Origin of the sequence: Sphingomonas sp. LaA6.9, from assembly GCF_022601895.1 — a bacterium.
In the GTDB taxonomy this organism is placed as follows: domain Bacteria; phylum Pseudomonadota; class Alphaproteobacteria; order Sphingomonadales; family Sphingomonadaceae; genus Sphingobium_A.
On the sequence record NZ_JAKVIO010000023.1, the window covers coordinates 36,759 to 57,195 of the forward strand.

Below are 20,437 nucleotides of genomic sequence, written 5' to 3' on the forward strand. Positions count from 1 at the left end.
TCCCTGACGCGTTACTCTTCCGCGAACACGCAGACCGGGCAATCCTCTGGCGTTTCATCGGCGACCGCATCGACCATCCGGGCGACGAGCGCATCGCGGCCCGGCCGGAGCCCGGCCGGTGTCCGGATATCCGAACGTGCAAGCGCTTCTGCGCGTCTGACACCTTCGGCGAGCGGATTGATGACGGGGACGCCGCAGGCGGCCTGAACGCGCGCCGCAATGGGTGACATGCAGGTGCAGCCGAGCATCACCGCCTCTGCGCCCGCCGCGATCTCTGCATAGACGGCGGCAACAACGCGCGCGACGATGCCGTCCTGCCCGTCGCGGATCTGCGCCAGATAGCCATCGGGTCCGGCAAGGCTGTCGAGCGCGCCTTCTTCTCCCACATTGCGGATTGCCGTGCAGAACTGCTCGATCGCATAGCTTCGCAGTAACCCTTTGACGATGAAGTTCATCGAGGCTGGCCAGACGGTGACGATGGCGAAGCGCCGCCCGCCCGCCGACGCGGCCATCATTCCAGCTTCCCCCGCGCCGATCGCGGGGATATCGAGCGCCGCGCGAATTGCGGGCAGGCCATAATCGCCGACGCTGTCGATGACGACCGCGTCGCAGCCCTGCGCGGCCGCGGCGAAGGCGGCATCGAGATGCCCCAGCTGCTGCATCGCCTGCTCGACGGGCGTGAAGGGAAAGGCCGGCACGCGCGAGGGAAAGCCCACCAGCGTGGTGTCCGCCGCCAGCGAAGACCGGAGTTCGGGCGCGACCCCGCGCCGATCAAGGGGATTTTTTACCGTGCCGAGCGTACCGATCTTCATACCCGCATGATGTGCGGGGACTCAAACTTCGTCAAGTTGTCCGGACAAATGACGGTCAATCGGCATGTTGCGGGGTCAGGTGAGCCAGCCCTTGCGGCGATACCAGGCGGCGGTTGCCTTGAGGCCCGCGCGCGTGTTGACCTGCGGTTCCCAGAGGCTTGCGGGCGGGCGGCGGGCCGGATCGATCACCCAGTCGGGATGGCTGAAATAATTCACACGGTCGGGGGTCAACTTGGCCCTTGAGCGGCGCAGCGTGCGATCGACCCGCGCCGCGACGCGGAGCATCGATTTGGGCGCGGCGAAGGTCTTGACGCGGCGATCGACCGCATAGCCCAGCGCCTCGGCAAAGCCCTTGTGCGTCCAGCCGCCCGCGACGCCATCGTCGGCCTCGTAAACCGCGCCGAACGACGTCCGGTCGGGAACGAGCGCGAGCAACAGCCGGGCCAGATCGCCGACTTCGATCACCGACATACGTCCGCCCGGCGGCAGCAGCACAAGGCCGCGCCGCGCCATGCGGAACATCTCGAACATCTCGGTATCTTCGGGGCCGTAGATCGCGGGGGGGCGCACCATCGTCCAGTCGAGTCCGCTGGCGGCGACGACCGCCTCCGCCTCGGCCTTGGACCAGCCATAGTCGGACAGGTCCGGCTCGCGCGCGGCGAGCGAGGAGACATGAATGAAGCGGCGGACACGCGCAGCGGCGGCGGCTTCGACCATGGCGCGCGTGCCATCGACATTGCCCGCGACGAAACCCGCACGATCGGGGGCGTTGACCACGCCCGCGATGTGCATCACCGCGTCGCTGCCCTCAGCGAGTTCCGCCAGACTCTCGGGTCGGTCAAGCGCACCGTCGATCCAGGTCACGCCCGTGCGCGCCGGTTGCGGGCGGCGCGTCAGCGCGCGGATCTGGAAGCCCTTGTCGAGTGCGAGGCGGATGACGGTCTTGCCGACGAACCCCGTCGCTCCGGTAAGCGCGAGCGTGGTCGTCACAGGATCACCATATGGTCGCGGTGGACGAGGGCGGTGCGCGGTGCATAGCCGAGGATCGTTTCGAGCGCATCGCTGCGCCGGCCGATAATCTTCGCGGCATCGGCGCTGTCATATTCCGAGAGGCCTCGTGCGAGGCGCTGTTCGCCGGGACCGATCACGTCGATCACGTCGCCGCGCTCGAAACTGCCTTGGACCGAGGTAGCGCCTGCTGCGAGGAGGCTCTTGCCCTTGCCCAGCGCAGCGGCGGCGCCAGCGTCGATATGGATGCTGCCCTTCACGCGCAACCGGCCCGCGAGCCATGCCTTGCGCGCGCCGGCGTGGCGCTCGGGCAGGAAGACGGTGCCGTGGCTGCTGTCGAGATAGCGTTTGAGCGCGTGATCATTCTTGCCCGTGGCGATGGCGAGTGCAGCGCCAGCGCTGTTCGCGATGCGTGCGGCCTCCAGCTTGGAGACCATGCCGCCCGAGCCCATGCCCGAGGCCGTGCGGCCATCGGCCATGGCCATGATTCGCGCATCGAGCTTTTCGACGCGCGGAATCAGCGTGGCATCCGGATCGTGCCCCGGATTGGCAGTATAGAGCCCGTCGACATCGGAGAGCAGGATGACTCCCTGCGCCCCCGCGGCCTGCGCGACGCGCGCGGCAAGGCGATCATTGTCGCCGAAGCGGATCTCGGCGGTGGCGACGCTGTCATTCTCGTTGATGACGGGAACGACGCCCAGCGTGAGCAGGCGATCGAGCGTCGCGCTGGCGTTGAGATAGCGGCGGCGATCCTCGAGATCGTCGAGCGTGACAAGCATCTGCGCAGCGATGATGCCGTGTGCGGCGAGCAGATCGGCCCAGACCTGCGACAGCGCGATCTGGCCCGTGGCAGCCGCCGCCTGTGCGTCCTCTAGGCTTGCGCGGCCACCCTTGGGCAGCTTCAGCCGGCGCGCGCCGAGCGCGATCGCGCCGGAAGAGACGATTGCGACCTGCTGGCCCGCCTTGTGTGCGGCCGCAATGTCCTTGACAAGCGTGCCGAGCCAGCGGCCTCGGATCGCGCCATCGGGATCGACCAGCAGTGCCGAGCCCACCTTGACGATGAGCCGCGCGCACTGGGCAGGAGAGAAGCGGGCGCTGTCCTGGCTCAGATCGGCGACCATTCTCCGCTTCCCCCTTCGTCCTCCTCGTCCGCGATCTCTGCGACGGGATCGGGCTGTCCGATCGCTGTGATCAGACGGTCGAGCACCGCGTCGAGCCCATGACCGGTCGCGCCCGAGAGCGGCAGCACCTCGGCTCCGCTTTCTGCGGCAAGTTCGGCCGAGAGCGCCTCGATCAGCTCGTCATCGAGCGTATCGACCTTGTTCAGGGCGATGATCTCGATCTTGTCGGTCAGGCCGGCGCCGTAATTTTCAAGTTCGTCGCGAACGGTGCGATAGGCAGCTGCGGGATCCTCGCCATTGGCATCGACGAGGTGCAGCAGCACCTTGCAGCGCTCGATATGGCCGAGAAAACGGTCGCCGATGCCCGCGCCTTCGGCGGCGCCCTCGATGAGCCCGGGAATGTCGGCGACGACGAACTCGCGGTCACGGTGGCGCACGACCCCGAGTTGGGGACGCGTCGTGGTGAACGGATAGTCGCCGACCTTGGCCTTGGCGTTGGTAACCGAATTGATGAAGGTCGATTTGCCCGCATTGGGAAGCCCGACGAGCCCGGCATCAGCGAGCAGCTTGAGCCGCAGCCACACCCACATCTCTTCGCCCGGCCAGCCCGTACCGTGCTGGCGTGGGGCGCGGTTGGTCGATGTCTTGTAGCTGGCGTTGCCGCGACCGCCATCGCCGCCGCGCAGGAAGACCACTTTTTCGCCCGCCTTGGTGAAATCTGCGAGGACGTGTTCCCTGTCCTCCGAGAGCACCTGTGTGCCGACAGGAACGCGGATCACGAGATCCTTGCCACCTGCGCCAGTGCGGTTCGAGCCCGCGCCGCCCTTGCCGCGTGGCGCCTTGAAATGCTGGGTGTAGCGGAAGTCGATGAGCGTGTTTAGGCCAGGGACGGCTTCGAACACGATATCGCCGCCCTTGCCGCCTTCGCCGCCATCTGGGCCGCCATATTCGATGAATTTTTCACGACGGAAGCTGACGGCCCCAGGGCCGCCTGTGCCCGAACGTACGTAAATCTTGGCTTGATCGAGAAAATGCATGGCGCGCGCTTAGCGCGGATCGCGCCGGAATTAAACCTTTGTGCCTATTCTTCCCCACCGCGGCGCATCGTGACCGAATTGCGCAGTTGTTCGGCCGCGATCTCGCGCGCCTTGTCCCGCGGCAGACCGAGCGCGCTGGCCATGGGACCGCCCAGCAGCGAATCGCCCAGCGCGGTCAGAACCAGCGCGAGCGTTTCCTGGCGGATCAGGCCATCCTGATTGTCGATCGCGAGATCGTCGACAAGGTCGTGAATCGCATTGAGAATCGGGTCGAGCGCGTCCTCGTTGCCCGACAGGATCATCCAGCTCGCGAGTGCGCCCGCGCCCTCCTTGTCGAAGGCGTCGAAGGTGAGGTCGACCACTTCGCGCGGATCGCCATGCTCGGCGCGCGTCTTCATCACGACCGCGCCGATCTTTGCAGTGATCGTTTCAGCCATCAGTTCGGCGAGCGCCTTTTGCAGTCCCGATGCCGAGCCGAAATGATGGAGCAGATTGGCGTGCGTTCGCCCGATTCGTCCCGCCACTGCCTTGAGGGTAACGGCCTGCGGGCCAGCCTCGATCAGAAGCTCGCGCGCGGCCTGCAATGCCGCCGCCCGGCTCAGTTCCGGGCTCAATCTCTTCTTCACTATTGACATCTATGTAAGCAAAATGCATCCCTGTTTGGCGAGGAGTAATGGCATGAACCAGGACAAGACCCCCGTCGATCTCACCATTACCCCGCGCGACCGCCGCTTTGGCAGAGGTCATGCGCAGAAACGGTGGTGGCTTGCCGGCGACCCCATTGCAACGGCTTTTTACAACGCGCTTTCCATCACCTTTCCGCGCGGCGAGGCCTTTTTCGTCGAGAGCGTGCGCGCGCACCGCGACGGCGCTCCTCCCAAGCTCGAGAAGGAGATCAACGCCTTCATCAAGCAGGAGGTGAACCACAGCCGCGAGCATGTGTCGTTCAACAAGCGCGTGACCGAGGCGGGCTACGACATCAGGCATCTCGAGCAGGTCGTGATCGATTCGCTCGAGATGACAAAGGATCGCGCGCAGATCCTGAACCTCGCGGTTACCATGGCTCTCGAGCATTACACCGCGATCATGGCGCAGCAGATGCTGCAGGACGATCGCGTGTTCAGGGGCGCGGACCCTGAGCTCGTACACATGTGGCGCTGGCACGCGATGGAAGAAATCGAGCACAAGGGCGTCGCCTATGACACCTGGCTTCACGCGACGAAGGACTGGTCGCGCTGGAAGCGGTGGAAGGTCAAGAGCATCATGATGCTGCTCGTCAGCAGGAATTTCTGGATCAACCGCGTCAAGGGCATGGCCTATCTGCTCAAGCAGGATGGCATCGAGGGTGCGGGGATGTGGCTGCGCATCACGTGGTTCCTGCTCGGCAAGCCGGGCGCGCTGCGCCGGTTGCTGCCGTCATGGTCGGCCTTCTTCCTGCCGGGCTTCCACCCCTGGAACCATGACGACCGCAAGCTCATCGCGCTCGCCGAGAGCGAGTATGAAGCGGCGATCACGCCCAGGGCCGCGGTGGCGGCCTGAGCCCTGTGTCATTCCCGCGAAAGCGGGGATAACAATGAATTGGCTCGATAAACCGCTTTCGCCGGACTGGCGAATGTGATTGGGTCTGCGGATGCCCTTTCCGTTTCCCGCCGCACCCGTCATCGAAACGCCGCGCCTCATCCTCCGCGCCGACCGCGCCGAGGATTTCGACGATTTCGCGACGCTCTGGGCCGATGCGGCGGTGACCCGCTTCATCGGCGGAAAGCCTTTCACGCGCACCGAAAGCTGGACGCGGTTCCTGCGCAATGCGGGGCTTTGGCCGGTGCTCGGCTATGGCTATTGGGCGATCGAGGACCGGTCGACGGGCGCTTATCGGGGCAATATCGGCTTTGCCGATTTTGAGCGTGGTATCGATTCCATCCGCGGCGTCCCCGAGGCGGGCTGGGTGCTGCACCCGCAGGCGCACGGTCAGGGGCTGGCGACCGAGATCGTCGGCGCAATCACGCGGTGGGCGGATGCCAACCTGCCGCATCCCGAAACCGCGTGCATCATCGATCCGGGCAATGTCCCCTCGATCCGAGTTGCCGAGAAGAACGGATTTGTTGCGCAGGGGCTCGTTGATTTCGCGGGCGGCACGACGAGGGTGTTCAAGCGCGCAAGGCGCTAGAGCCTTTCCCGGCATGGCGGAACTGCCTTGCTGGATAAGAAAGGAACTCGAATCACTATCTTGGGAGCGTCAAAAAGCCGACTCCGACTTTTTCTGGAAATGCCCTGGCGCCGCCCCGGCACAGGACCGGAGCGGCAGGTTGCGCGCTCACGCCGCAAGCGACACGGGTGAGGTGGGGCAGGCCATCGAGTCGTCCCCGGCGTCGCGGACATAGAGTGCGCACAGCTCCGCTTCGCCGCGACCCTGGCTTTCGCGCGGGACGACGCGCCCGGTGGGGCGGAAGCCCAGCTTTCTGAGCACGCGGCCCGACGCGGGGTTGTCGATAAAGTGGCCCGCGCTCAACGCGCGGATGCCGAGCACGTCCGCCAGTTCGACCAGCGCGCGGCCGGCTTCGGTCGCATAGCCCAGTCCCCAGTGCTGACGGCCGATCCAATAGCCGAGCTCGATGTCCTTGCCGTCGGGCGTGTGGCCCAGTCCGCAGCCGCCGACCAGTCGCGGAGCACCGTGGGTGCGCGCGAAGATCAGGAAGCCTGGCAGGCGCGGATCGCGCTCCTGCGCGAGAAAGGCGCGCGCCTTTGACACGTCATAGGGCCAGGGCGCGGTCGCGAGGTTGCGCACGATCGCCTCTTCGCCGATCGCGCGGGCAAGCGCGGGCGCGTCCTCGGCCCAGCCGGGCCGCAGCAGCAATCTTTCGGTCCGCACGAACATTGGTCTCTCCTCTTTTTCGTGTGCCCCATGCCGCAACAAAATTACGACACGACGACAGTCCGATTGAAAATCCGTTGCCGTGCGACGGGCCGCGAGGCTCCGACGACGGAACGGTTCAAACGTTGAGACCTTGATTCACGGTTCGGGCTTGATATCAGCCCGAACCGATCAAGGTCTTGAGGGAGACAACAAAAAAGGGAGCGGGGGCTATCCCGTCTCCCTCTGTGCCTGCCGCAGCAGGACTTCGGGTCGCCCCCGGGGCGACCCGTCAATGGGTTCGCCCGATTATTCGGCCGCTTCCGCCATAATATCTACCGAGCAGAATTTACGGCCAAGCTTGCCATCGTGGAACGTCACGCGGCCCGCGACGAGCGCGAAAAGCGTGTGATCCTTGCCGATGCCGACATTGCGGCCCGGATAGAATTTGGTGCCGCGCTGACGCACGAGGATGTTGCCGGGAATCACTTCCTGGCCACCGAACTTCTTCACACCGAGGCGGCGACCGGCTGAGTCGCGACCGTTGCGGGAGGAACCGCCTGCTTTCTTATGTGCCATCTCTCAAAACTCCTTGGGCGCTCAGGCGACTTATTCGGCGGTCTTGGCGGCGGCCTTCTTGGCCGGTGCCTTCTTCTCGGCAGGCGCCGCTTCGGCGGTTTCCGCCTTCTTCGGAGCTGCCTTCGCCTTTTCGGCGCCGATCGCGGTGATCTTCAGGATCGTGTGCTGCTGGCGGTGACCGTTCTTGCGACGGTAGTTGTGCCGGCGGCGCTTCTTGAAGACGATAACCTTCTCGCCCTTCGCCTGCGCGATGATCTCGGCCGAAACGGTCAGGCCCTTGGTGGCCTTCAGCTCGCTGCCCTCGCCGGCCAGCAGGACGTCGTCCAGCGCGATGCTGTCACCGGCGTTACCCGCCAGCTTCTCGACTACGATCTTGTCTCCTGCGGCAACGCGATACTGCTTGCCGCCCGTGCGCACGATAGCGAACATGGCTTTATCTCTTCATCTATTCGGTTCACGCGAGCAATCGACCACGGTCAAGCCCCCGCGCGGGAAAGTGGCCCGTTACCCGTGGAGTGCGTCTCTGTCAACGCAAAATCCCCGCGGATAGCCGCCGATTTCGAACATTCCCGGCAATGGCGGGTCCGTACTTCGACGACTCGGCTCAGCTAGCCGATACGACGCCCGCAATCCAGCTTTGTGTGACATTGCCGGCCGCGTCGAGCGCGACGAGGTCGGCGCTGAGCCCCGGGGCGATGCGTCCGGTCTGGGCGCCCAGGCCGAGAAACTCGGCGGGATTGCGGCTGGCCATGCGTACTGCTTCCTCCAGCGGTATGTTCAGCATCGCGACCGAATTGCGCACGGCGCCCGCCATGTCGAGGTCGGAGCCGGCCAGCGTGCCATCGGCATTGACGCAGACGCCGTCGACGACCTTCACTGTCTGCCCCTGGAGCACGAAGGTCTTGTCGGTCATGCCGACGCTCGGCATCGCATCGGTCACGAGCATGAACCGGTCCACCGGCTTGCAACGCAGCGCGAGGCGCATGGTCACGGGATCGATATGTCGCCCATCGACGATGAGGCCGCACCAGCTTGCCAGATCCTCGAGCGCGGCGCCGACCGCGCCAGGCTGGCGTGAGGTGAGCGGAGACATCGCGTTGAACAAATGCGTGAAGCCACGCAGGCCGCTGTCGAGCGCGGAGCGAATCTCCGCATAGCTGCCATTGGTGTGCCCCGCCGCGACGATCACGCCCGCGCCATCGAGCCGCCGGATCATTTCAGGCGTCGTCTGCTCGGGCGCGAGCGTCACGAGCGTCTTGCCGCGCTTCAGCGCGGTGACCGCGGCAAAGCCCTCGTCATCGAGCCGGCGAATCTTCGACCTGTCGTGGATGCCCTTGCGCGCCACGTTCAGGAAGGGCCCCTCTATATGAATGCCGATCACGCCGGGAACGCCCGCCTCGATCGCGGCGTCGACCGCGGCGACGCCGCGGCGCACCACATCGAGGTCGTCGCTGATGAGCGTTGGCAGAAAGCCCGTGGTGCCATAGGCGCGGTGTGCCTCGCCGATCGCGGCGATCGCCTCCACAGTCGGCGAATCGTTGAAGAGAACGCCGCCGCCGCCATTGACCTGCGAATCGATGAAGCCGGGAACGAGCGCCTGTCCGCCAAGGTCGTGCGACACCGTGCCCGGGGGAATATCTGCCATTGGCACGACGGCGGCGATCTTCGCACCATCGACCAGTACCGCGCTGTCTTCAGAAAAGCCCGCATCGGTAAGCACGCGGGCATTGACGAGGGCAAACACCATCAGATGGTTTCCGTAACCTTGGCGAGATGCGGTGGCGTGTCGGGGTTGAAGCCGCGCGCGATCGAGAGCGCGTTGGCCGCGCGGTAGAATGACTGGATCTGGAGCATCGGCTCGATCGCTGGATGTGCGGACACCCAGGGCAGGGAGATCGCCCCCTTTGCACCGGGGCCGGCAACGAGCACCTCTCCGCCACGTCCGACGACCTCGGACACCAGATCGTCGATGCTGCTCTCGGTCTGGTCGGACTGACGGAAGACGAGCAGCGGGAAGCCGGGGCCGACGAGCGCCATCGGACCATGCCTTACCTCGGCGGCGCTGAAAGCTTCGGCGTGGAGTCCGCAGGTTTCCTTGAACTTCAGCGCGGCTTCCTGCGCGATGCCAAGGCCAAGGCCGCGTCCGATGACATACAGGCCGCGTACGTCCTTGAGCCGGTCGACCATTGGCGACCAGTCGGCGATCCATGCCGATTCGAGCTGTGCGGGCGCCGCGGCGAGCGCGTCCGAGAGTTCTGCATCGCCGCTCCATGCGGCAACCAGATCGACCAGTGCGGCAAGCGCCGCAATATAGCTCTTGGTTGCGGCCACGCTGATCTCGGGGCCGGCGTGGAGCGGGAGAACACCGTCGGCCAGCGCGGCGAGCGGCGAATCGGCGACGTTGACGAGCGCTGCGGCATAGGCGCCCGCGCTCTTGGCGGCTTCCACCGTCGCGAGGAGATCGGGGCTCTTGCCCGATTGCGAAATGGCGAGGCACAGCGAATCTGCGGCACGGGTAGCGATACCATAGACAGAGGCAATCGAAGGCGCCTGAGACGATGTGACGACCCCCAGTCGCGTCTCGATGAGATATTTGGCGAAGGTCGCGGCATGATCCGAGCTGCCGCGCGCGCAAGTCAGCACCGCAGCAGGCGGCTGGCTGCGCAGGCGCCGGGCGAGTTCGGTGATGCGATCGGCGTTGGCGGCGCGCTGTGCGGCGATCACTGCCGCGGATTCACCTGCCTCGGCAAACATTCTCGTGGATTCGGGAACGGGCATCGTCATGCGAGTGCGTTCAGTTCGGCCACGAAGTCATAGGCATCGCCGCGATACCAGCTGTGCGTCATCTCGACGGGGCGGCCATCTTCGAGATAGCCGCGGCGTTCGATGAAAAGTCCGGGCGCGCCGGGCTCGATTTCGAGCAGTTTCGCCTGCTCGGCGTTGAACAGGACCGCGCGCAGGCGCTGGAGCGCGCGCACCGGGCGATTGCCCGCGGCTTCGAGCGCCGTGTAGAGCGACGCATCGACCGCATCGACGGATGGCAGCGCCGTACCGAGGATCGTGGAATATTCGAGCGCCATCGGCATCTCGTCGGCGTAGCGGATGCGGTTGAAGCGGAAGACGCGCGTGCCCGGGCTGAGGCCCAGTGTCAGTGATTCGTCGGGGGTCACCGCGCCCTCGGACTTGCTCAGCCATTCGCTGCGCGCGCTGCGGCCGCGCGTCGCCATGTCCTCTGAAAAGCTGGTGAGCTTGGAAAACTGCTTTTCGACGCGTCCGGCAACGAAGGTCCCTGCGCCCTGGCGGCGCGTCAGCAGCCCTTCCTGGACGAGCCCGTCGAGCGCCTTGCGCACGGTAATGCGCGACACCTCGAAATCGGTCGCGAGGTCGCGCTCGGGCGGCAGCGCTTCTTCGGGCTTGAGCAACTGCGTTTCGATCGCGCGGCGAAGTGCCTGCTGCAATCGCTGATAAAGCGGCGCATGGCCGTTGCTGTCCAGCGATCCGATCTGCTCGGCCAGGCTCATCGCCTCGGGTCTCCCAGTGTCTTGTCGTTTCCGGGCGTGAGCGCCCCCTGCCACTTTATATAAGACCAATTGATTACCTCTTGCCAACAGATAATTTCGAAAACTGCAAAAAAATTGTCATGAAGACACTTGACGGACGGATTGGTCTCGTTGATGGTCTTGTTATTGGTCTGTCATTGGTAACAGATTGGCATGAAGCTCAAACAGGGCATGCCGGGAAGGGGAGACGCTGAGATGACATTGCATAAATTCCTTGCGGGTTCGGCGAGCGTGCTTGCCTTCATGGCCGGCGCCTCGGGTGCATGGGCGCAGGAAGCTGCGGCTGGTGCGGAAGGCGACGAGATCATCGTCACCGGCTTCCGCGCGTCACAGGCCGCCTCGATCGACGTGAAGCGCAATTCCGACGTCATCGCCGACGTCGTCTCGGCCGAGGATATCGGCAAATTTCCCGACAAGAACGTCGCCGAGGCGCTCCAGCGTGTCCCGGGCATCGTCGTCAATCGCGAGTTCGGCGAGGGCGAGCGCGTCTCGCTGCGCGGCACCGCGCCCAACCTGACCAAGACGCTGCTCAACGGCCATTCGGTCGCCACCGCCGACTGGTTCATTCTCGACCAGGTCGCATCGACGCGCAGCTTCAACTATCTGACGCTGCCCGCCGAAATCGTCGGCCGTCTCGAGGTCTACAAGAGCCCGCAGGCGGACGTCGAGGAGGGCGGCGTGGGCGGCACGATCAACGTGCTCACGCGCAATCCGCTCGATCTGGACCCCATGTCGATCTCGGCTTCGGTCCAGGGCGTCTATTCGGATCTTTCGGGCAAGTTCGACCCGCAGGTCTCGGGTCTGTTCAGCTGGAAGAATGCCGACGAAACCTTCGGTATCCTGGTGGGTGGCATCTATCAGAAGCGCCAGACGCGCCGCGACGGCCTCGAGATCTTCGGCTATCGCTCCTTTGCTGTGGGCGGCGGGCAGAATGCGCTCGTCCCGACGCTGATCGGCTCGACCATGTTCAAGCAGGAGCGCGAGCGCTACGGCGGCAATATCGGTGTTCAGTTCCGCCCCTCGGACGAGCTCGAGATCAACGTCACCGGCCTTTATTCGCGTTTCGGCGCCGACAACTTCAACCAGAACTATATCGCCTGGGGCGAGCAGGCGCTGGCAGGCGGCGGCACCATCACCAATGCGATCGTCGAGAACGGCGTCGCGGTCGCGGGCAATATCGCGTCGCGCAATGGCGGAACCGAAGGCTTCGGCGTCGTCTATGACGCGATCGACCGCAAGGCCGTGGCGGAGACGTTTTCAGCCGATGTCGACCTGAACTACCATCCATCCGACATGCTCGACATTCACTTCAAGGCGGGCTGGACCAAGGCGAGCGGCGACACCAGCAACGAGAACTTCATGGAGTTCGCCGGGCCCGGCGCCTTCAGTTACGACCTGCGCAGCGGCGTGCCCGAGGTAAGCTTCGTCAATCCCGATCCGCTCAACCCGGCGGGCGTGCGTCCCGACTTCGCGCGCATGCAGTCGGTGACCAACGACGACGAAGAGAAATACGTCTATCTCGACCTCGAGCACGATGTCGCATGGGGACCGCTCGAAGCGATCAAGGTTGGCCTCAAATACACCGACCACGACCGCGAAGCCGAGCGTTTCGCGACCAATGGCGGTGTGTTCACGCCCGGTCTGCGCTGCAACGGCGTGGCCTGCACCTCCGCCGATTTCGCGACCGGCGGCGGCATGCCCAAGGACTTCCTCGACAATATCTCGGCACCCGGCACGCTGGATGACTATTGGCGTGTCGACCCGAGCAAGCTGCGCGCGATCTTCGGCTCGCAGTCGGATGCCATCACGACGCGCTTCCTCGTTCCGGGCAACACCTACTCGATCAACGAAAAGACCTATGGCGGCTATGCCATGGCGAAGTTCAAGGGCGAGGGCTGGCGCGGTAATGTCGGCCTGCGTGTCGTGAAGACCGACCAGACCTCGGAAGGTTTCATCATCGGGGGCGCCAATCCCGAATTCACCAACCCGTTTGGCGGCTTCACCCCGACCAGGGCGGAGCGTTCCTATACCGACGTCCTGCCGAGCGCGAACCTTGCGGTCGATCTGTCGGATCAGGTCGTACTGCGCTTCGCCGCGGGCAAGACGGTCACGCGTCCCGACTTCGTCGACATCACGCCGGGCGTCGATCTCAACGGTACGCTGCTCACGGGCCGAGGCGGCGATCCCGACCTGAACCCGTACCGCGCCAACCAGTACGACCTGTCGATCGAATGGTATCCCGATCGAGAGACGATCGTCGCGCTGGCCGCCTTCTACAAGGACATCCAGTCGTACATCGTGAACACGACCTCGACCGAGATCCTGCCCAGCGTGTTCGTACCGGGTTCGCAGCCTGCGGGTTGCGTGCCGGCGGCGGGGAGCAATCCCAACCTGTTCGACTGTCCGTATCAGATCAACCGCCGTTCCAATGGCCCGGGTGGGCGCAACCAGGGCTTCGAGATCCAGATCTCGCGTCCGATCTGGGGCGGGTTCGGCGCCACTGCGAACTACACCTTCTCCGATGCGAAGGCGAGCAACGGCGATCCGATCCCCGGCAACAGCAAGCACACGCTCAACCTGACGGGTTATTACGAAGACGACCTGCTGAGCGCCCGGCTGTCCTACAATTATCGCTCGAAGTTCTTCATCGACATCGATCGTGCGGCCCCGCTCAACCAGAAGGCGCTGGCTTCGCTCGACGCTTCATTCAGCGTCAACGTCACCGAGAATATCGCGCTGACCGCGGATGCGGTGAACCTGACCAACGAGAAGATCGAGCAATATTCGGGTACGACCGACAAGCCGCGCGCGATCTACGACAATGGTCGCCAGTTCTATGTTGGCGCGCGCATGAAGTTCTGACCAGGATGGGGCGGGTCGCATCCGAGGCCCGCCCCGTTTCTGACCAGGGACACAAAATGACTTCCGGCGCGAGCGTCATGAACCAGCGTTTTACCTTCCTCGTAGCCGGTGCCCTGCTTGCAACCTGCGGTTCCGCCGCGGTTGCGACGCCGGCGGCCGCACCGCCCCTGCTTCCCCTTCCCCAATCCATCGCGCCGTCACAGGGCAGCTTCCGTCTGACGGACCAGAGCGTGGTCGTGGTTCCCCCGGGGGATGCAGGCGCACGCGCGGCCGCCGAAAGGCTGGTCACACTGCTCGGCGTCAATCGCGGCATTCGGCCCGCGATCGTCGAAACTCCTGCCAAAAACGCGATCCGCTTTGCCCGCGCGCGGGGCATCTCCGCCGAGGGATACCGCCTCGAAGTGACCCCGGGCAGCGTGACGATCACGGCCAGCGACGATGCCGGGCTGTTCTATGGCGCGGTCACCTTCTGGCAACTCGCGACAGCCGGCAAGGAGGCCATTTCGGCAGTCCGTATCGAGGATGCCCCGCGCTTCCGCTGGCGCGGGCTGATGCTCGACAGCGCGCGGCACTTTCAGTCGCCCGAATTCATAAAGCGCTTCATCGACTGGATGGCGCTCCACAAGCTCAACACGTTCCACTGGCATCTGGTCGACGATCAGGGCTGGCGGATCGAGATCAGGAAATATCCAAAGCTCGTCGAGGCGGGCGCGTGGCGGACGCCCGCATCCGCGCCGGGCGCACCGATACTGCCCAAAACGGGTGGTTATTATACGAAAGAGCAGATCCGCGAGATTGTCGCCTATGCCGCGGCGCGCCACATCACGATCGTTCCCGAGATCGAGATGCCGGGCCATGCGCTCGCGCCGATCCGCGCCTATCCCGAACTCGGGACCAGCGTCGTTCCGCCCAGGGGCATCGAGTCCGACTGGGGCGTGTTCCCCTATCTGTTCAACGTCGAGGACCAGACCTTCGGATTCCTGCAGGACGTGCTGACCGAGGTGATGGCGCTCTTCCCGTCGGAATACATCCATGTCGGCGGCGACGAGGCGGTCAAGGACCAGTGGAAGGCAAGCCCGCGCATCCAGGCGCAGATGAAGGCGCTGGGGATCAAGGACGAGCATGCGCTGCAGAGCTGGTTCATCCAGCGGATGGAGCGCTTTCTTGCGAGCAAGGGCCGCCGCCTGATCGGCTGGGACGAGATATTGGAGGGCGGGCTCGCGCCCAACGCAACGGTGATGTCGTGGCGCGGGATCGAGGGCGCGGTCGCGGCGGCTCAGGCGGGGCATGACGCGGTGCTCTCGCCGCAGCCCGTGCTCTATCTCAATCACCGTCAGGGTGGCACGTCCGCGGAGCCGCCGGGACGCGGCGAACAGGTGACGCTCCGGCGCGTCTACGATTTTGATCCCGCACCCGACACGCTGACCGATGATCAGCAGCGTCATATCCTCGGGCTTCAGGCCAATTTGTGGACCGAGCATATGCGGACCGAGCAGCGCGTCGCCTACAGCGCCTTTCCGCGCGCATCGGCGGTCGCCGAACTCGGCTGGGCGGCGGCAGACAAACGCGATTTTGGTGGTTTTGTCGATCGGCTCGTACCGCAAATGGCGCGACTGAAGCCGATGGGACTCGATGCTTCGAACAGCGCCTTCACGCCTTCCGCAGCGCTACGGCCGGCGGCCAACGGAAAGGGCGAGGTTACGCTCGCCAACCAGATCGGCGCGGAGATCCGCTACACCATTGATGGCAGCGAACCGCGCGCAGGTTCGCCGCTCTATGCCGGGCCGCTGACGCTGGCCATGCCGACGCGGCTGCGTGCGGCGTCCTTCAGGCACAGCATGGCGTTGCCCGGCAGCCTCGATCAGAAGGTTGACGCGCTTTCGGTGCGCCGCCGGGATGATACGCAGCTCAAATTGTGCTCGAATGACATCGCGCTCCAGCTCGAAGACGATGCACCCGCACAGGGCCGGCGCGCCGCGTTCCTCTTGGACATCATGAAGCCCTGCTGGATTTACGAGGACGCATCGCTTGACGGTATCACCGAAATCGCAGTGGATGTCGGGCAGATCCCATTCAACTTCCAGATCGGCAAGGATATCGAGAAGATCGTCTTCCGTCCGCCCGCCACGCCCGAAGGCGAGGTCGAGGTCCGCATCGATGGCTGCGAGGGCGAGCGCATCGCGGTGCTGCCTTTGAAACCTGCTGCCAGCAATCCCGCGCTGACCACGCTCAAGACGGTGGTCGCGCCGCGCTCAGGGAGCCATGACCTTTGCTTCACCTACACCGCGAAAGGACCGAGCCCGATGTGGGCGATCGACGCGGTCCAGTTGATCCCGCGTCCATGACGACGGTCCGCCTTGCGGCGCCTTTTGCGGGTTGGGCGGCGCGTCTCGACGAGGTCCCCGATCCCGTCTTCGCGGAGCGGATGATGGGCGACGGGGTCGCGATAGACCCGCTTGACGGGGTACTGCGCGCGCCCGCGGATGCCGAGGTGATTGCGGTCGCCCCCACGAGCCATTCGGTGACGCTCAGGCTTGCCAATGGTGCCGAGCTGCTGATCCATATCGGGCTCGAGACGGTGGGGCTGGGGGGCAGGGGGTTCAGCGCCAGGGTGGTTGACGGCGCGCACGTGAAGGCAGGCGATGCGCTCATCGCCTTCGATCTCGACAGCGTTGCCGAAGGTGCCAAAAGCCTGATCACCCCGATTGTCATCGCAAATGAGGGCTATCGCGTCTCGCTGGTCGCGTGCGACCGGTTGGTGGCGGCAGGCGAGGCGCTGATGGAGGTGATTGCCGAAAGGGCGACCGAGACCGGCACTCTTCCCGTCGGTGACGATACCGCGGTGCTCGAGGTCGGCATTCCGATGGCGAACGGTGTGCACGCGCGGCCCGCGGCGCGGATCGCCGCCACGTTGAAGCCCTTTGCGGCGCAGGTCAGCTTTGCCGCGCATGGACGCGAGGCCAATGCGCGCAGCCCGGTGGCGCTCATGACACTGGCGCTCAAGCATGGCGACAATGTGCGCATCACGGGCAAGGGCGCCGATGCGCGCGCCGCCGTCACCGCGGTTGCGGCCCTGATCGAGACGGGCATGGGTGAGGCGCATGCGGAACCCGCCGCCGTCCCCGCCAGTCCCGCCGCTGCAGCGTCTGCGCAGACGGGCCCGCTGTTCCGCGGCGTGCGCGCGGCGCCGGGGTTGGCGATCGGTCCCATCGTGCAGTTCCGCGCGACCGATGCCGATGTGCCCGAACAGGGGCAGGGACTTGTCCACGAAGCCTCCGCGCTCGATGGCGCGATGCAGGCGCTTTCGGCTGAGCTCGACGATGCCGGGAATGGCCCGGCGGGCGAGATCGCGGTGGCACACCGCGCACTGCTCGAGGACCCCGAACTGCTCGAAAGCGCGCAGACCTGGCTTGGCCGCGGCAAGAGCGCGGGCCATGCCTGGCGAATGGCCACGCGCGGGCAGTCCGACGCGATCCGCGCGACCGGCGATCCGTTGCTGATCGAGCGTATCGCGGACCTCATAGATATCGAGCGGAGGCTGATCGCCAGGCTTATGGGCGATACTGCGCCCGCAATGCCCCGGCTGCCCGATCGCGCGATCCTGATCGCGGACGAACTACTCCCCTCGCAATTCATGGCGCTGGACGCGGCGCGGCTCGGCGGGGTCGCAACCGCGCGCGGCGGGCCGACCTCGCATGTCGCGATCCTCGCGGCCTCCGCGGGTGTCCCGATGCTGGTCGCGGCAGGCGCGGGCGTACTGGAAATAGCTGAGGGACGCACCGCGATCCTCGATGCCGATGCGCGCACGCTCGACGGCGATCCGTCCTCCGAACGCCTTCAGCAGACGTCGGAGCGGCTGCTTGCCAACAGCGCGCGCCATGCCGCCGAAGCCGCGGCCGCGGCGGACGACTGCATCATGGCCGATGGCACGCGCATCGAAATCTTCGCCAATCTCGCCTCCGCCGAGGAGGCCGAGCGCGCCGTGCGCTTTGGCGCGGAGGGCTGCGGACTGCTGCGCACCGAATTCCTGTTCCTCGACCGCGCCGACGCGCCATCGGAGGAGGAACAGCGCGAAAGCTATGCCGCGATCGCGGCGGCGCTTCAGGGGCGACCGCTGATCGTGCGCACGCTCGACATCGGGGGCGACAAGCCCGTCCCCTATCTGCCCTTCCCGCATGAGGACAACCCGGCACTGGGCAATCGCGGCGTGCGGCTGGGCCTGCAGAAGCCCGAATTGCTTGCGACGCAGCTCCGCGCGATCCTCGCCGGCGTGCCCGCCGCGCAGTGTCGCGTGATGCTGCCGATGATCGTCGACGCGGGGGAATTGCGTACGGTTCGCGCGATCTTTGATGAAGCAGCGAAGACCGTGGGGCTGACCGAGCGCGTGCCACTGGGTGTCATGATCGAGACGCCGTCGGCGGCGATCCTCGCTGACAGCATCGCCGTCGAGGCCGATTTCCTCTCGATTGGCTCCAACGACCTTACCCAGTACGCGCTTGCCGCCGATCGCGGCAATCCCGCGGTCGCCGACAGGATCGATGCGCTGCATCCTGCGGTGTTGCGCCTGATCGCCGAAGCAGCGCGGGGTGGCGCGAAACATGGCCGCTGGACGGGCGTGTGTGGTGGCATTGCGTCCGATCCGCGTGCGGCAGCGATCCTTATCGGGCTGGGCGTTACCGAATTGTCCGCCACCGCCGCGTCGATCCCAGCGCTGAAGGCTGCGGTGCGCAAATTGTCGTTTGAAGATTGCAAGGCATTGGCTGTGCGTGCGCTCGCGGCGGAATCCGCCACCGAGGTGCGCGCACTGATCGAGGGAGAACGCTGATGCGCCTGTCACTGGACCGTATGCAGCCGCTTGGTCGCGCACTGATGCTGCCCATTGCGGTGCTGCCTGTGGCGGCGCTGCTGCTGCGGATCGGACAGCCCGACCTGCTGGGCATTGCCTTCATTGCGGCAGCGGGTGACGCGATTTTCTCCAATCTTGGCATATTGTTCGCGATCGGCGTCGCGGTGGGGCTGGCGTGCGAAAATCACGGCGCGGCGGGCCTCGCAGGCGCCGTGTGTTTCCTCGTGACGATCGAGGGTGCCAAGGCGCTGATGGTCGTGCCGACCGACGTCGCGGCATTCGCCGATGATGCCGCCAATGCGCTGGCGGTCGCTGCCTGGAAAGCCAAGGAAATCGCGAAGCTCAGCGTGCCCGCGGGGATATTGTCGGGGCTCGCGGCGGGCACGCTCTACAATCGCTATTCCAATATCAGGATGCCCGAATATCTGGCTTTCTTCGGCGGACGGCGCTTCGTGCCGATCGCGGCCGGGCTGGCGGGTGTAGTTGGCGCGATCGGCTTCGGCCTCGGCTTCCCCGCGATCGAGACCGCGTTCGACGCGCTCAGCCGCTGGGTGGTGAGCGCGGGGAGCTTCGGGCTGTTCGCCTATGGCGTGCTCAACCGGCTGCTGATCATCACCGGGCTTCATCACATCATCAACAATATCGCCTGGTTCCTGCTCGGCGATTTCAATGGCGCCACTGGCGACATCAAGCGCTTCTTCGCGGGCGACCCGACCGCGGGCCAGTTCATGTCGGGCTTCTTCCCCGTGATGATGTTCGGTCTGCCCGCGGCGTGCCTCGCCATGTACCGATCGGCGCTGCCCGAGCGGCGCAAGGCGGTGGGCGGCATGCTCCTCAGCCTCGGGCTCACTTCGTTCCTGACGGGCGTGACCGAGCCGATCGAGTTCACCTTCATGTTCCTCGCGCCCGTGCTCTATGGGGTACATGCGGTGCTGACAGGACTCGCCATGGCGCTGATGGACCTGCTGGGCGTACGGCTGGGCTTCGGCTTCTCGGCGGGGCTGTTCGACTATGTTCTCAATTTCGGACTCGCGACCCGGCCCTGGATGCTGCTGCCGATCGGTGCGGCCTACGCGGTCGTCTATTACGCCGCCTTTCGTTTAGTGATCGTCCGCTTCGACCTCAAGACACCGGGGCGTGAGGCCGTGGGCCATGAAGTGACAACCAATCCCGCGCTGGGCGGCGATCGTGCACAGGGCTTCATCGCGGCGCTGGGCGGGGCGGCCAACCTGAAGACGGTGGACGCCTGCACGACGCGGCTGAGGCTCGTGCTCAGTGACGGCGCGGCGGTCGACGAGGGGGCGCTCAAGGCGCTTGGTGCGCGTGGCGTCGTCCGCCCGGCACCGGGCGCCCTCCAGGTCGTGCTCGGCCCGATCGCCGATCAGGTCGCGGGCGAGATCCGCGCTGGGCTGCGCGGTACGCCGTCGCCAGTGCCGACGCGACCGACAGCCGACGCCGATGTCGTGCTGACGGCGCTTGGGGGCGTGGCCAACGTGTCCGCGTTGACGCACAAGGCGGGGCGGCTGTGCATCGCTGTTGCAGATGCCGCGCGCGTCGACATGTCGGCGCTGGCGCGCATCGGGCGCGGAGCAACGCTGGCGTCCCCGCACAGCGTCCATCTGCTTGCAGGCGACCGCGGCGACTCGCTGGCGGCCGAACTTCAGACAAGGACGGAGGCCCGACGGGGTTAACCGTGCCGCCCCTGCGGTCAGCCGGGATTCAATTCAACGCGATAAGCTGTCAGAATCGCGGTGGGGTGAA

General features: G+C 65.6%; 17 protein-coding genes. 6 read left to right on the forward strand and 11 right to left on the reverse strand.

The window, feature by feature from the left end; translation table 11 throughout:
- Positions 1 to 11: 11 nt before the first annotated feature.
- From MKI88_RS12675 to MKI88_RS12695, 5 genes are all read right to left on the reverse strand, one after another.
- Complete coding sequence (locus MKI88_RS12675; RefSeq protein WP_241631750.1) at positions 12 to 812, reverse strand: aspartate/glutamate racemase family protein; 801 nt, start codon at positions 810 to 812, stop codon at positions 12 to 14.
- A gap of 75 nt (positions 813 to 887) precedes the next feature.
- The gene (locus MKI88_RS12680) at positions 888 to 1,802 is read right to left on the reverse strand and encodes an NAD(P)-dependent oxidoreductase (protein WP_241631751.1); all 915 of its coding nucleotides are present in this window, start codon (positions 1,800 to 1,802) and stop codon (positions 888 to 890) included.
- Positions 1,799 to 2,941 carry a glutamate 5-kinase gene (gene proB, locus MKI88_RS12685; RefSeq protein WP_241631752.1) on the reverse strand — a complete coding sequence of 381 codons (1,143 nt, stop codon included), beginning with the start codon at positions 2,939 to 2,941 and terminating at the stop codon, positions 1,799 to 1,801. The genes MKI88_RS12680 and proB overlap by 4 nt, the downstream gene beginning before the upstream one ends.
- The gene (gene obgE, locus MKI88_RS12690; RefSeq protein ID WP_241631753.1) at positions 2,926 to 3,978 is read right to left on the reverse strand and encodes a GTPase ObgE; all 1,053 of its coding nucleotides are present in this window, start codon (positions 3,976 to 3,978) and stop codon (positions 2,926 to 2,928) included. The genes proB and obgE overlap by 16 nt, the downstream gene beginning before the upstream one ends.
- 44 nt (positions 3,979 to 4,022) lie before the next feature.
- Positions 4,023 to 4,613, reverse strand: a complete 591-nt coding sequence (locus MKI88_RS12695; protein ID WP_241631754.1) for a TetR/AcrR family transcriptional regulator — start codon at positions 4,611 to 4,613, stop codon at positions 4,023 to 4,025.
- Between the two features lie 43 nt (positions 4,614 to 4,656).
- Between MKI88_RS12695 and MKI88_RS12700 the strand changes: the two genes are divergently transcribed.
- Both MKI88_RS12700 and MKI88_RS12705 read left to right on the forward strand, forming a co-directional pair.
- On the forward strand, positions 4,657 to 5,517 hold the full coding sequence (locus tag MKI88_RS12700; RefSeq protein ID WP_241631755.1) for a metal-dependent hydrolase: 861 nt from the start codon (positions 4,657 to 4,659) through the stop codon (positions 5,515 to 5,517).
- Between the two features lie 91 nt (positions 5,518 to 5,608).
- On the forward strand, positions 5,609 to 6,145 hold the full coding sequence (locus tag MKI88_RS12705; RefSeq protein ID WP_241631756.1) for a GNAT family N-acetyltransferase: 537 nt from the start codon (positions 5,609 to 5,611) through the stop codon (positions 6,143 to 6,145).
- A gap of 147 nt (positions 6,146 to 6,292) precedes the next feature.
- On the opposite strand, the gene MKI88_RS12710 is transcribed toward MKI88_RS12705, so the two are convergent.
- From MKI88_RS12710 to MKI88_RS12735, 6 genes are all read right to left on the reverse strand, one after another.
- A complete protein-coding gene (locus MKI88_RS12710; RefSeq protein ID WP_241631757.1) occupies positions 6,293 to 6,853 on the reverse strand; it encodes a GNAT family N-acetyltransferase in 561 nt (186 codons plus the stop codon).
- Between the two features lie 285 nt (positions 6,854 to 7,138).
- Positions 7,139 to 7,408, reverse strand: coding sequence for a 50S ribosomal protein L27 (rpmA, locus tag MKI88_RS12715; protein ID WP_119765261.1), 270 nt, complete (start codon positions 7,406 to 7,408; stop codon positions 7,139 to 7,141).
- Between the two features lie 30 nt (positions 7,409 to 7,438).
- Entirely contained in the window at positions 7,439 to 7,837 is a 399-nt protein-coding gene (gene rplU, locus MKI88_RS12720; RefSeq protein WP_241631758.1) for a 50S ribosomal protein L21, read from the reverse strand.
- Positions 7,838 to 8,012: 175 nt separating this feature from the next.
- The gene (nagA, locus tag MKI88_RS12725; RefSeq protein WP_241631759.1) at positions 8,013 to 9,155 is read right to left on the reverse strand and encodes an N-acetylglucosamine-6-phosphate deacetylase; all 1,143 of its coding nucleotides are present in this window, start codon (positions 9,153 to 9,155) and stop codon (positions 8,013 to 8,015) included.
- Positions 9,155 to 10,192, reverse strand: a complete 1,038-nt coding sequence (locus MKI88_RS12730) for an SIS domain-containing protein (RefSeq protein ID WP_407073350.1) — start codon at positions 10,190 to 10,192, stop codon at positions 9,155 to 9,157. Before MKI88_RS12730 ends, nagA begins: the two co-directional genes overlap by 1 nt.
- Entirely contained in the window at positions 10,189 to 10,929 is a 741-nt protein-coding gene (locus tag MKI88_RS12735; protein ID WP_241631760.1) for a GntR family transcriptional regulator, read from the reverse strand. The genes MKI88_RS12730 and MKI88_RS12735 overlap by 4 nt, the downstream gene beginning before the upstream one ends.
- Before the next feature lie 234 nt (positions 10,930 to 11,163).
- On the opposite strand from MKI88_RS12735, the gene MKI88_RS12740 reads away from it, so the two are divergent.
- The 4 genes from MKI88_RS12740 to nagE all read left to right on the forward strand — a co-directional run bounded on the left by MKI88_RS12740 (position 11,164) and on the right by nagE (position 20,367).
- Positions 11,164 to 13,830 (forward strand): TonB-dependent receptor, encoded by a 2,667-nt coding sequence (locus MKI88_RS12740; RefSeq protein WP_241631761.1) that lies wholly within the window; start codon positions 11,164 to 11,166, stop codon positions 13,828 to 13,830.
- A 77-nt stretch (positions 13,831 to 13,907) separates the two neighbouring features.
- Entirely contained in the window at positions 13,908 to 16,175 is a 2,268-nt protein-coding gene (locus tag MKI88_RS12745) for a family 20 glycosylhydrolase (protein ID WP_241631762.1), read from the forward strand.
- Positions 16,172 to 18,655 (forward strand): phosphoenolpyruvate--protein phosphotransferase, encoded by a 2,484-nt coding sequence (gene ptsP / locus MKI88_RS12750; protein WP_241631763.1) that lies wholly within the window; start codon positions 16,172 to 16,174, stop codon positions 18,653 to 18,655. The genes MKI88_RS12745 and ptsP overlap by 4 nt, the downstream gene beginning before the upstream one ends.
- Positions 18,655 to 20,367 (forward strand): N-acetylglucosamine-specific PTS transporter subunit IIBC, encoded by a 1,713-nt coding sequence (gene nagE, locus MKI88_RS12755; RefSeq protein ID WP_241631764.1) that lies wholly within the window; start codon positions 18,655 to 18,657, stop codon positions 20,365 to 20,367. The genes ptsP and nagE overlap by 1 nt, the downstream gene beginning before the upstream one ends.
- Positions 20,368 to 20,437 lie beyond the last annotated feature (70 nt).